Annotated in this window: 12 protein-coding genes and 1 other RNA gene; all 13 read right to left on the reverse strand. The window is 51.1% G+C overall.

What is annotated here, in order from left to right:
• Nucleotides 1-44 precede the first annotated feature (44 nt).
• Nucleotides 45-554: a protein disulfide oxidoreductase gene (locus HMPREF2606_RS09190; protein WP_210399763.1), complete on the reverse strand. Its 510-nt coding sequence runs from the start codon at nt 552-554 to the stop codon at nt 45-47.
• Between the two features lie 84 nt (nt 555-638).
• Nucleotides 639-1031 carry a 30S ribosomal protein S9 gene (rpsI, locus tag HMPREF2606_RS09195; protein ID WP_003681515.1) on the reverse strand — a complete coding sequence of 131 codons (393 nt, stop codon included), beginning with the start codon at nt 1029-1031 and terminating at the stop codon, nt 639-641.
• A gap of 12 nt (nt 1032-1043) precedes the next feature.
• Nucleotides 1044-1475 carry a 50S ribosomal protein L13 gene (rplM, locus tag HMPREF2606_RS09200; protein WP_003684605.1) on the reverse strand — a complete coding sequence of 144 codons (432 nt, stop codon included), beginning with the start codon at nt 1473-1475 and terminating at the stop codon, nt 1044-1046.
• Between the two features lie 178 nt (nt 1476-1653).
• Nucleotides 1654-1834, reverse strand: a non-coding RNA gene (ssrS, locus tag HMPREF2606_RS09205) — 6S RNA.
• A gap of 14 nt (nt 1835-1848) precedes the next feature.
• A complete protein-coding gene (zapA, locus tag HMPREF2606_RS09210; protein WP_070713721.1) occupies nt 1849-2145 on the reverse strand; it encodes a cell division protein ZapA in 297 nt (98 codons plus the stop codon).
• An 11-nt stretch (nt 2146-2156) separates the two neighbouring features.
• A complete protein-coding gene (locus HMPREF2606_RS09215) occupies nt 2157-2480 on the reverse strand; it encodes a hypothetical protein (protein ID WP_070713718.1) in 324 nt (107 codons plus the stop codon).
• Between the two features lie 74 nt (nt 2481-2554).
• Nucleotides 2555-3544 (reverse strand): NAD(P)H-dependent glycerol-3-phosphate dehydrogenase, encoded by a 990-nt coding sequence (locus tag HMPREF2606_RS09220; RefSeq protein WP_070713716.1) that lies wholly within the window; start codon nt 3542-3544, stop codon nt 2555-2557.
• Between the two features lie 135 nt (nt 3545-3679).
• On the reverse strand, nt 3680-5839 hold the full coding sequence (locus HMPREF2606_RS09225; protein WP_070713713.1) for a polysaccharide biosynthesis tyrosine autokinase: 2160 nt from the start codon (nt 5837-5839) through the stop codon (nt 3680-3682).
• Nucleotides 5840-5865: 26 nt separating this feature from the next.
• Nucleotides 5866-6315: a low molecular weight protein-tyrosine-phosphatase gene (locus tag HMPREF2606_RS09230; protein WP_070584690.1), complete on the reverse strand. Its 450-nt coding sequence runs from the start codon at nt 6313-6315 to the stop codon at nt 5866-5868.
• 171 nt (nt 6316-6486) lie between these two features.
• Nucleotides 6487-7614, reverse strand: a complete 1128-nt coding sequence (locus HMPREF2606_RS09235; protein ID WP_070713711.1) for a polysaccharide export protein — start codon at nt 7612-7614, stop codon at nt 6487-6489.
• Nucleotides 7615-7657: 43 nt separating this feature from the next.
• Nucleotides 7658-9559 carry a polysaccharide biosynthesis protein gene (locus HMPREF2606_RS09240; protein WP_070584694.1) on the reverse strand — a complete coding sequence of 634 codons (1902 nt, stop codon included), beginning with the start codon at nt 9557-9559 and terminating at the stop codon, nt 7658-7660.
• A gap of 108 nt (nt 9560-9667) precedes the next feature.
• Nucleotides 9668-10843: a DegT/DnrJ/EryC1/StrS family aminotransferase gene (locus HMPREF2606_RS09245; RefSeq protein ID WP_070843555.1), complete on the reverse strand. Its 1176-nt coding sequence runs from the start codon at nt 10841-10843 to the stop codon at nt 9668-9670.
• Nucleotides 10836-11615 (reverse strand): methionyl-tRNA formyltransferase, encoded by a 780-nt coding sequence (locus HMPREF2606_RS09250; RefSeq protein WP_070713705.1) that lies wholly within the window; start codon nt 11613-11615, stop codon nt 10836-10838. The genes HMPREF2606_RS09245 and HMPREF2606_RS09250 overlap by 8 nt, the downstream gene beginning before the upstream one ends.
• Nucleotides 11616-11621 lie beyond the last annotated feature (6 nt).

Raw genomic sequence — 11621 nt, forward strand, 5'->3', positions numbered from 1 at the left:
AATTATTCTTTAGATTTCCTATTTTTAGTGGATTTTCAATGAATTTAGCTGAAGATATTTGCCAAGTAAATTCTGATTTTTAATCCGATATAACTGGAAAGTCCGGATGTGTGATGAATCATTTTGCCATCTTTTAATATGATAATGGTTGGTGTGACGGCTATGTTCCATTTTTGAGCCATCAGGCCGTCTGAATCGTTGAAGTTTGGAAAGGATAGATTGTTTTGTTGCATATGGTGGGTAATGTCCGCGTCACTTCCGGAGCGCAAGGCTACGCCCAATGTTGGGATATTGTCTTGGTGCAGTTTTTCTATGGTTGATGATGTGTATGAACAAATACGACACCAGCTGCCCCAAAAATAAACGACGGCAACCCGATTTTGGCTGAAGGATTGGAGGGAAGTGGTTTGACCATTGGTTAAAGTCAGTGTTTGTGCTGCCGACTGCAAAGGTTGGTCAGGCTTGCGCACCCAGTCGACAATCAGGGATAAGAAGATGAAGAGAATCACAGCCTGAAGCAATGATTTGGCGTAGTGGAGCAGGGTTTTCATCATATATTGCGGGGATATTGGATTATTGTTTGATAAATGAAAAAAGCCTTGCAAAGCAAGGCTTTTTGATTCGATTCTGAAAACGTATTAACGTTTGGAGAATTGTTTTGCGCGACGTGCTTTGCGCAAACCAGGTTTTTTACGTTCAACTTCACGAGCATCGCGAGTAACGAAGCCTGCTTGAGACAGGGCTGGTTTCAGAGCTGCATCGAAGTCGATCAGTGCACGGGTGATGCCGTGACGGATGGCGCCGGATTGACCAGTTTCGCCACCACCGGTTACGTTAACTTTGATGTCGAAAGATTCGGCATTTTCAGTCAGAACCAGAGGTTGACGTACAACCATGCGGCTGGTTTCACGTGCGAAAAATTCGTCAACGGGACGGCCGTTTACGATGATTTGGCCGGTACCTTTAGTCAAGAATACACGAGCCACTGAACTTTTGCGGCGGCCTGTGCCGTAGTAGTATTTACCGTTCATGTCGTGTCCTTATTATTTCAGTTCCAAAACTTTAGGTTGTTGTGCAGCGTGGCCGTGTTCGGCGCCGGCGTACACTTTCAGTTTTTTGATCATGGCGTAGCCCAGAGGACCTTTAGGCAACATACCTTTTACGGCTTGTTCCAAAGCGCGGCCTGGGAATTGCTCTTGCATTTCGCGGAAAGTGCGCTCGTAGATGCCGCCTGGGAAACCAGAGTGACGGAAGTATTTTTTGTCTTCGAATTTAGCACCGGTCACGCGCAGTTTGTCTGCGTTGATGACGATGATGTAATCGCCGGTATCAACGTGAGGGGTGTATTCGGGTTTGTGTTTGCCGCGCAGACGGTGTGCGACTTCGGCTGCGACACGACCCAGAACTTTGTCTTCTGCGTCAATGACGAACCATTCGCGCTTCACCTCGTGGGGTTTTGCAGAGAAGGTTTTCATGGTTGGAATCCAGATATATATAGAAAGTTATGGATTTTAAAGAGGAGATTGGTTTTTGTCAATCTTAATCGAACGTGTTTGATGCATGAATATGCGGTTTTTTCAGACGGCCGGAAATCTTTACGAAAGTCTTTACTTGGAAAGGGAAAAGCCACACCTGTCGGTATGGCTTTTTTAGGGAATCCCCACGAGTGCCGTTTAGGCTGAATCCGCTTGAACCTTGCTGACAAGGCGGTCACCTCGGGTAGTTTCGGGTGCGTCCGATAAACGGACACTCGCGCCCACTACAGCTCCCGGCAACCTAAAGCGAACGTATTGGTTCAAAGGAATGTATGCCTTCGCGAACACCGCAGGGAAAAGGGGAAAATCAGTTTTACTCCAAGCGCGCCAGTGCTTTTTGGCACGCGTTGTTCATGTCGGTTATTCTACGCTCAAATTCACCGATTGCCAAATCGTCGTTGAGGGTGGTTTTTAAGAGGTCGTGTACGACGTTGAGGGCTGCCATGACGACGATTTTGTCTGTGCCGACGATGCGGCCACTTTCTTTAATCGCATCGCTTTTTTTGTTTAGCATTTCAACGGCTTGCAGGAGGGTGGCTTTTTCTTCACTCGGCGTGTTGATGGTGAAGTTGACATTCATGATGTCGAGATTGACTTGTTCGATACTCACGGGGCATCCTTTTATTGTTGTGTTTCTTGGGGCAGTCGGGCAATGAGGCTGCGGATTTGGTCTGCACTTTGGGCCAGCGTGTTGCGGTAGTTTTCTTTTTCGGCAGTCAGGTTGTCAATTTTGCTTTGCAGGTCTTCTTTGAGTTTGCCGACTTGAACCAGCAAGGCTTCGCTGAGTTCGTCAATGGCCGCATCGTGTTGGCGTTTTTGTTGCTCTTGCTCGAGTTTGAGTCTGTCGATTTCCTCGTTGAGACGGCGGTTTTCTGAAACCAGCGTTTCAAATTTTTGGACAAGTTGGTAAACGTTGATTTCCAGATTGTTCAGTGATTGGTTCATGTGTTTCCCTTCAGACGGCCTTATGGCCGTCATATTGTGCGTCAGGCCGTCTGAATGGCAGACGGTGCGACCGTTTACTCGAAGCGCGCGCTTCGTTCCATCAGTCGTTCAACGACTTGCTGCGGCGTCATTTCTTTGCGGATGAGTTGCAGCAGGGTTTGAGTGATAGGCATATCGATTTGGTATTTGGCGGCGGTGTTGAAGACTTCTTCAATGGTGCTGACGCCTTCGGAAACGTGGCCGATTTCGACAAGCACTTGATGCAACTCTTTGCCTTCTGCGAGGCCGAGGCCGACGCGGCGGTTGCGCGAGAGTGCGCCGGTACAGGTCAGGATAAGGTCGCCGATGCCTGCCAAGCCCATCATGGTTTTGGGTTGTGCGCCCATGGCGATGGCAAGGCGGGTGATTTCGGCAAGGCCGCGTGTTACTAAGGCTGCGCGTGCATTGAGGCCGTATTCGAGGCCGTCTGAAAGGCCGGTGGCAATCGCCATGACGTTTTTAACGGCACCGCCCACAGCGACGCCGATGACGTCGGTGCTGCCGTACAGACGCATCACGTTGGTGTTCAGTTGGGCAGTGGTTTCCTCCACCCAGTCTTTGTTTTCGGAAGCAAGCACGACGGCGCAAGGCAGTTGGGCTGCAAGTTCTTGGGCAAAGCTCGGACCTGAGAGAACGCCGATTTTTTTATTGTTAGGCAGGACTTCTTTCAGTACTTGGAAAGTCAGAAGGCCGGTATCTTGTTCAAAACCTTTGCAGGCGGCGAGAACGGGAATATCGGCGGCGTTATGCTGTTTGAGCAGCTCGGCGCTGCTTCTGAGTCCGGCTACGGAGGTCACGATCAGGGCAAGTTGGCTGTCTTTCAGCGCTTCGCCCAAATCGGCATGAGCGGTCAGGGACTCAGGGAAAGGGAAGCCGGGCAGGCCGCGTTTGTTTTCGCGATCTGCTTGCAGGGTGCGGATTTGGTCGGGATTGCGTGTCCAAAGGGTAACTTCATTGTTGTGGTGCGCAAAGTGCAACGCGAGAGCTGTACCCCACGAACCTGCGCCGATGACGGTAATTTTCATGTTTCTCTTCCATATGGGAACGGGGCTTACTTTAAAACAAACGGCTTTGGGGTGCAAGGGCGGCGTTTGTGAAAAATTTTTTGTGCCGTTTAAAAAGCCTTAGGCCGTCTGAAAGTTCAGACGGCCTGCTTCGGTTTATGATTTATTGTTACCGGAATGGTAGGCATCGTAGGCGTAGTAGTCGTAGCTGTTGTTGGCTTCGTGCTTCATGCCGTTGAGGACGACACCTTTGATGTTGATGTGGTTTTGTTTGAGGCGTTCGACGCTGGCCTCAAGCTCTCGTACACGCGTGTGCGCATAACGGCTGATCATCAGGACGGTGCCTGCATGTTGGCCGATGATGACGGCGTCGGTCACGGCCAATACGGGCGGCGTGTCCAAGATGACGTAATCGTAGCGTTGGCGCGCGTGGGTGAGCAACTCGTTGAAACGTTTGTCCATCAAAAGCTCGGACGGATTGCTAGGATAGCTGCCGCTGCTGATGAGGTGGAGGTTTTCAATGCCGGTCTCTTGTACGGCTTTGGCCGGAGCCGCTTTGCCGTTGAGGATGTCAGACAAGCCGAACTCGGGGGTAAGGCCGAAGAGTCGGTCGAGGTAGCCTTTGCGCATATCGGTATCGATAAGCAGAACGCGTTTGCCTGACTGCGCCATTACGGTGGCGAGGTTGGCGGAGATAAAGGATTTACCTGCTTCAGGCGCGGCACCGGTAATCATGAGGATGTTGTTAGGCGCGTCCAGCATGGAGAAGTAGATATTGGTGCGTAGGGCGCGGATGGCTTCGACGGCAGTATCGGCGCGGTCTTCACTGGCCAGCAGATAGTTGGAACGGCCGCCGGTTTTCTTGAATTTGCTTTTGAAGAAGTCGCGTTTTTGCTGGGTTTTGGAGTGCGGAACAAGAGCGACGACTTCCAAATTGAGGTTTTCGATTTCTGCAGATGACGTAATGCCGTTTTTCATGCGGTTGCCGATCATGAGCCACAAAGCGGTCAATGAACCTGCGGCAAGTGCGCTCAGGAGTGTGATGACGGCTTTGCGCGGGGCAACAGGGTTTTCAGGAACATAGGCATAATCGACGATGCGTACATTACCTTGCGCACTGGCTTTCATGATGTTGAGTTCTTGTTGTTTGCTCAACAGTTGGACGTAGGTAGCCTGGTTGGTTTCTACGTCGCGGGTCAGGCGGATAACTTCTTGTTGGGTATTCGGTAACTCGGCAATTTGTTGATTAATTTTGTTTTTAGCGCGCTCGAGAACGGCAAGTTTGTCCAATACGGCTTTATAGGAAGGGTGTTCCGGCGTGTACAGCTCGGCTAAGCCTGCTTCTTCGGTTTTGAGCAGGGTAATTTGGGTTTCGATGCTGGTCAGGCTTTCCAATGCGCCTTTGGACTCGAGTGGAATGTCGAGAGAGCCTGATTGTTGGCGGTAGGCATTGAGTTTGTTTTCAGCGTCTTGCAAGGTTTCTTTCAAGCGTGGCAATTCTTCGCTGATGAAGGCCAAACCGCTGGATGCAACTTGGACGTCGCGTTCACGGTTTTGCGCAACGTAGTTGTCGGCAATGCTGTTGAGGATGACGCTGGTACGTTTAGGGTCGGTGCCGGTAAAGGCAAGGTTGATGATGGGGCTGGTTTTACCTTTGCTGATAACAGCCAGTTTGTTTTGGATGTTTTCGATCGCACTGATGCGGGAGAACTTGGTCAACGCAAATTCTTGACCCGGATTGGCCAATATTTGATCGATTTTGAGGATGGTGTGATTGTTGATTTTCAGAGGCACGCCGACCTTGCCTTCGACGACGCGTTTGTCAGGCAGGGTAAGGGTATAGGCCTTGTTGCTTTTGGCGGTCAGCGTGAAGGTTTTGTTGAACCATTCGTCTTGTACGGTAAAGCTGCCGACGGTCAATTTAGGATCGGGGTCGCCGCTGATATTGTGCATCAGGCTGCCGATAACGGGTGTGTATTTGGCTTTGACTTCTTGGTCAAGCTGAAGGTCATCGACGGTTTTACCCAGCACCAAGCGTGATTGAACCAGCTCGACTTCTGCTTCAGACGGCGTGGTTTGGTTGTTGAAGATGCTGTTGATTTCGGTCAGGATTTGGTTTTGTCGCGTTTCAATTTCCAGCATAGCATCGGCACGGTATTGCGGAGTGGATGCCAAGCTGAAGGCTGCGCCAAGAACGCCGCCTGCAAGCAGGGCAGCGAGGATTTTGTATTTATTTGTCCAAATTACGCGCAGCTGTTGGCCGAAGTCGATGTCGTCGTTGTCTGCGCTGTAAGGTATGTAGGTCGTTTTTTTCATTGCTTGCTTTCTTGTTCATGCCGGTTTTATACCGGTTGAGTTTTTCCGTTTAGTTTGGTTTTCCAAGTGTCTGCGGCAGCATTGAGCTGTTCAAAAACGGCTTCAAACATTTCGCTGCTTTGTTTGTATGGGTCAGGTACGGTTTTTTTAGGTAACCATTGGGCAAACAGCATGGTTTTGCTGCGTGCCGGCGAATGGATGTCGGCCACCATATCGATTTGACTGGGCTCCATCACAAGAATCAAATCGGCCTGCTCGCACATTTGGGCGGTCAGCTGGCGTGCCGTATGGCCTGCAACGATAACGCCGTGTTTGAGTGCGGTTTTAATGGCTTGGAAATCGGCATCCTTCCCTGCCAGTGCTTTTATGCCGGCGCTGCTGATTTGATGGCCGGGTAGTTTTTTCTGCATGATCCGCTCTGCTGTAGGGGAGCGGCAGATGTTGCCTAGGCAGACGATGAGTATGTTGTGGTACATGATATTGTTTTCGGTTTATGGTCTGAAAAAAGCGTGAGTCAGACTATAAGATACTGCTTTTCCGTTTGTGTGGTGTGTACGGCTTTTGTATGCCGTTTATGTAATTGGTTTGGATTGTGCGTAATTTTGTATCCTGCTGTCAAACAAGGGTCTGACAGCAGGAACCACTGTTTATTTAAATGTATTGTCGAGGGTGTTGACGTTGCTGATGGAGTTGGTAATTTGTGACATTACGCGGTTCCAACGGGTAACCGGGGCGGCGGTAACGTAAACGGTATCTTCCGAACGCAGTTTGAATTCGCTGCCCAGTGCGTAAGAAGTCGCATCTTTCAGGTTGAGCTGATAGATGTGGATAGGTTTGGCCGCATCTTCTGGTGCGCGGCGGATCACGAATACGCCGGTTGCATCAGCATAGTTTTGGTTCATGCCGCCGACTTCGCCGAGCGCTTGGGTCAGGTTGAGGCCGTGATTGCCGATCGGCAGAGTGGCTTGTTTGCCGACTTCACCCATGATGTAGATTTTGTTGTTGCTGCTGTTAGGAACGTAAACGATGTCGCCATGGCTGAGAAGATGGTTTTGCGACATATCACCGTATTGCAGCATGTCTTGCAGGGAGAGGGTGCGGTCGACGCCGTTGTGCGTCCATTTGATGTGTTGGGTGTCGGCACTTTGGGTGACGCCGCCTGCTTGGTTGATGGCATCCAAAATGGTCATCGGGATATTGGTAATCGGCAGCTGACCTGCTTGGCTGATGGCACCGGATACTGAAATACGTTGCGAACGGAATTCGGTAACGTTGATGGCTACTTGAGGATTTTTGATGTAGCGTTTCAGAAGGTTGGTTAGGGTATTTTGCAATTCGTCCAAAGTTTTGCCTTTGGCTTGAATTTTGCCTGCCAATGGGTAAGTGATGTAACCGCCCTCATCTACCCAGGCACCGCGGCTGACTTGGTTGGTTTGCGGGTTGCTTTGCTGGATAGGGGAGTTGAGGTCGGAGTGCGCCCAAACCATGATATTGAGGACGTCGCCGCTGCCGATGCGGTAGCGGTAAGCACTTTTGCTTTGCTCCAAACCTTTGTTGTTTTGGGAAAGTACAGGCGGCTTGCGCATTTTTTCAATCAGATTGGGCGTAATGGGGTAAACGGCAACGCGGCTGTCGAGGTTGGTATCGGCTGCGGTGTCGGTATCGGTGTAAACAATGGTTTTGGTTCTGGTTTTGATGGTTGAACCAGGAATGACTGTCGTGCTGTTACAGGCAGTCAGTGCTAATAGAGTAAGCAGGGAGAGTGTTTTTTTCATGTAGTAGTCCTTGCGGGATGGTGTCTGGGCTGTCTGAAAATGTTCAGACGGCATTATTGTTTTGTTGCCAAACCAAGTCGCAGATACCGTCTTTAGGTACGAAGCCTGTCGGTGCGCGTAACAGAAGCTGGCGCAGGCTGTTTTGGTCGCTTTGGAGACAAGCAGTTTCGAGTTCCGACAGTATGTCAGATAATTGCGTCCATGGAAGCATTACTTCACTGGCGGTCATAATACGGGGATGAGTGGTTTTTTGCACCTCATCACCGATGAGCAGTTCTTCATAAAGTTTCTCGCCCGGGCGCAGGCCGGTAATCTTGATTTCGATGTCGCCGTGTGGGTGTTGCTCGTCTTTCACTTTGAGGCCGCTGAGGACAATCATTTGACGGGCAAGGTCGATGATTTTTACGGATTCACCCATGTCGAGGACGAATACGTCGCCACCTTTACCCATTGCGCCGGCTTGGATAACCAGTTGCGCCGCTTCGGGAATCGTCATGAAGTAGCGGGTAATGTCTTGGTGGGTCAGGGTAATCGGGCCGCCTTCGGCAATTTGTTTTTCAAATACGGGGACAACGGAGCCGGACGAACCCAATACATTGCCGAAACGCACCATGCAGAAGCGTGTTTTTTGCTCCGGCTCGGCGGCAAGCGCTTGCAGGCAGAGTTCGGCCATGCGTTTGCTGGCGCCCATGGTGTTGGTCGGACGGACGGCTTTGTCGGTGGAAATCAAAACAAAGGTGGAAACGCCCGCATCTACGGCAGCCTGTCCGCAGCAGAGTGTGCCGAACACGTTGTTTTGAATGCCTTCGATGGTGTTGAACTCGACCATAGGGACGTGTTTGTAGGCCGCGGCATGATAAACGGTGTCGACGTGATAGGCCTTCATGATGCTGCTAAGGCGTTCTTTGTTTTGAACCGAACCCAAAAGCGGTACGACTTCGACTTGGCTGCCTTGCGCGGCTTGGGTTTCGCGCAATTCTTTGTCTATGCTGTATAGGGCAAATTCGGACAATTCAAACAACAGCAGTTTGGTCGGACGGCAGTTGAGAATCTGACGGCAAAGTTCGGAGCCGATAGAGCCGCCTGCGCCGGTCACCATCACGACTTTGTCGCTGATGTCGGCACTCATTAATTCAGGGCGCGGTGTCACAGGGGCGCGGCCGAGCAAATCGACCACAGAGATTTTTTTCAATGAGCTGACGTTGATTTTGCCGTCCACCAAATCCTTCATGCCCGGAATGGTCAGGACTTCGCATTTGTATGCTTCGAGGCGGCGAATGATGTCTTTGCGTTCTTCAGGCGTAGAACTTGGAATCGCCAGCAGAATTTTGCGGACGCCGTAACGGCTGATCAGCATCGGGATTTCGTTGGGGTTGTAGACGGCAAGGTCATAGATGACGGTACGTTGGATTTTTGGGTTGTCATCGACAAAGGCGATGGCCGAATATTCGTTAACCTGTTTGATGGCTTCCAACAACTGGCGGCCGGATTGGCCTGCGCCGTAGATGATGACGGGGGTCATCTGTTTACGGTGATGGTCGGTCAGAATAGCGCGCAGGATCATGCGCGAGCTGGTCACGCCGACCACCAAGACCAAGAAATAGACGATAGGCAGGGCAAGGTGTAGTTTTTGCTCAAAAATCAGGGTGGTCAGGCAGAACAAGACCGCTGAAATGATGCTGCCGAATGCGGCGGCGGTCAGGACGCGGATGCTGACGAAGCGTGTTACGGCGCGATAGAGGCCAATACGGATGAAAAGGATGATGGTCAGCACAGCGGTGCTGCCGAAAGCCAGCCAGTTGGCGATACTCAACCATTCGTCGGAATATTGCACTTTGAGGCTTTGGGCAAACCAAAACGCCACGAATATCATCAAGATATCGTGGATGACGAAGAAGGTTTTTTTAAGGTTGCGCGGCAGAGCCAGCAGGGTTTCCAAGTTCATTTTATATTTCTTGTGTCTGAGTGTTGTAATGTGGCTTGGTACGGATTGTTTGAAGCAGGCTGTTTTATTTTTTCAGACGGCCTGAAGTTGCAGGCCGTCTGAAAATGATTATGACGTGGCTTCAGTCAATACGGCTTCGATGTTTTCTTTGCAGAACGCAATTTCTTCATCGGTCAGGGTTGGGTGCACCAAGAACATCAGGCTGGTGTCGCCCAACTCGACAGCGTTTTTCAAACGCTCTTTCGGACGCCAAGGCGTGTCGTCGAAGGCTTTTTCCAAATACACTTCGGAGCAGCTGCCTTGATAGCATGGGACTTTGCGCGCGTTCAGTTCGTTCACGATGCGGTCGCGTGTCCAGCCTTCTTTGAGGTGTTCGGGTTTGACGAAAACGTAGAACTTGTATTGCGCGTGTTCGATGTAATCGGCTACTTCAAACAAACGGATGCTGGCAAATTTGCCCAAGCTTTCAGCCAGTTTGGCGGCGTGCGCTTGACGGCGGGCCGTCCATTCGGGCATGCGTTTGAGCTGGATGCGGCCGATGACAGCCTGCATTTCCAACATGCGCCAGTTGGTGCCGAAGCTTTCGTGCAACCAGCGGAAACCGGGTGCGTGTTCACGGTTGTACACGGCATCGTAGCTTTTGCCGTGGTCTTTGTATGACCACATTTTGCTCCACAGCTCTTTGTCGTTGGTGGTGACCATGCCGCCTTCGCCGCCGGTGGTCATGATTTTGTCTTGGCAGAACGACCAAGCGCCGACGTGGCCGATAGAGCCGACGGATTTGCCTTTGTATTTCGCACCGTGCGCTTGGGCGCAGTCTTCGATAACCCACAAGTTATGTTCTTTTGCCAAAGCCATGATGTCGTCCATTTCGGCAGGCATGCCGGCAAGGTGAACCACGATGATGGCTTTGGTGTTTGGCGTCAAAGCGGCTTTGATGGTTTCGGCGCTGATGTTTTGGCTGTTCAAATCGACATCGGCGAACACCGGATTTGCGCCGGCGGTCACGATGCAGGATGCGGAAGCCAAGAAAGTGCGCGAAGTGACAATCACATCATCGCCTTGGCCAATGCCCATTGCTTTGAGGGCTACGTCCAAAGCCAACGTACCGTTGGAAAGGGCGACGGCGTATTGCGTGCCGACAAAGGCGGCAAATTCTTTTTCAAATTCGCGACATTCCGTACCTGTCCAGTAGTTGACTTTGTTGGACAGCAGGACTTTGGAAACGGCATCGGCTTCTTCTTGAGTAAAGCTTGGCCATGGGGAGAGTGATGTATTAAGCATTTGTTTTTCCTGCAAAAAGACTGGTTGAGCCTTTGGGGGCGATTTCTTCCAGCAATTGGCGGTTGATCAGGGTGTATTTCTGACCTTTGATTTCGACGTATGCGCCGTCGTAAGGCGGGAACCAAAACGCACGGATTTTTTTCTCCACATCGTCGCCGTCGCGGATTTGCTTCATGGCTTCCATCTCATCACGGCTGACGTAGCGGCCACCGATGTTTGGCGTAGTCGGCAATTTGGTTTTTGACTCGATGGCGCGGGTGATGATGCGTCGCGCGAAATCTTCCAATGCCTGCATGGTTTTGCGTTCGAGAGATTGGGCGGTTTCTGTTTCAGCTTCGATAGGGAAACGATCCACTTCGATGATTTCGCCGGTATCGATGGAAGCATCGACGTAGTGGGCGGTATTGCCCCATTCGTTCAGCTCGTCCATGATGGCCAGGTTGTAGCCGCCTGTGCCTTTGTATTCGGGCAACAGCGCAGGGTGGAAGTTGATCGTGCCTAAAGTCGGAATGCTCAGGAATTCATCACGCAGCTTGCGCCAGTAAAGGACAGACAAGCCCAAATCGTATTTCAGACGGCCTTCTCGCATTGCTTCCAAAGCCGTATCGAAGGTGTACAGGGGCAAGCCCAATTCCTGCGCGGCAGCCGTGGTCGGCGAGCCTTGCAGATGGCTGTCGGTCAAGACACCGACGATTTCGATATGGTCTTGTTTGGTCAAAAAACGAAGCAGGTTGGCGGAAACCTGTTTACGACCCATAAATAAGATTTTCATGGAGAA

The organism is Neisseria sp. HMSC070H10 (assembly GCF_001837635.1).
Taxonomy (GTDB): domain Bacteria; phylum Pseudomonadota; class Gammaproteobacteria; order Burkholderiales; family Neisseriaceae; genus Neisseria; species Neisseria subflava_A.

Bases quoted from the DNA above. Each gene is read 5' to 3' on its own strand.
- HMPREF2606_RS09215 (WP_070713718.1), bottom strand. From the start codon at position 2,480: ATGAACCAATCACTGAACAATCTGGAAATCAACGTTTACCAACTTGTC.
- HMPREF2606_RS09225 (WP_070713713.1), bottom strand. From the start codon at position 5,839: ATGAAAAAAACGACCTACATACCTTACAGCGCAGACAACGACGACATC.
- rplM (WP_003684605.1), bottom strand. From the start codon at position 1,475: ATGAAAACCTTCTCTGCAAAACCCCACGAGGTGAAGCGCGAATGGTTC.
- HMPREF2606_RS09235 (WP_070713711.1), bottom strand. From the start codon at position 7,614: ATGAAAAAAACACTCTCCCTGCTTACTCTATTAGCACTGACTGCCTGT.
- HMPREF2606_RS09220 (WP_070713716.1), bottom strand. From the start codon at position 3,544: ATGAAAATTACCGTCATCGGCGCAGGTTCGTGGGGTACAGCTCTCGCG.
- HMPREF2606_RS09190 (WP_210399763.1), bottom strand. From the start codon at position 554: ATGATGAAAACCCTGCTCCACTACGCCAAATCATTGCTTCAGGCTGTG.
- HMPREF2606_RS09230 (WP_070584690.1), bottom strand. From the start codon at position 6,315: ATGTACCACAACATACTCATCGTCTGCCTAGGCAACATCTGCCGCTCC.
- HMPREF2606_RS09250 (WP_070713705.1), bottom strand. From the start codon at position 11,615: ATGAAAATCTTATTTATGGGTCGTAAACAGGTTTCCGCCAACCTGCTT.
- rpsI (WP_003681515.1), bottom strand. From the start codon at position 1,031: ATGAACGGTAAATACTACTACGGCACAGGCCGCCGCAAAAGTTCAGTG.
- HMPREF2606_RS09240 (WP_070584694.1), bottom strand. From the start codon at position 9,559: ATGAACTTGGAAACCCTGCTGGCTCTGCCGCGCAACCTTAAAAAAACC.
- HMPREF2606_RS09245 (WP_070843555.1), bottom strand. From the start codon at position 10,843: ATGCTTAATACATCACTCTCCCCATGGCCAAGCTTTACTCAAGAAGAA.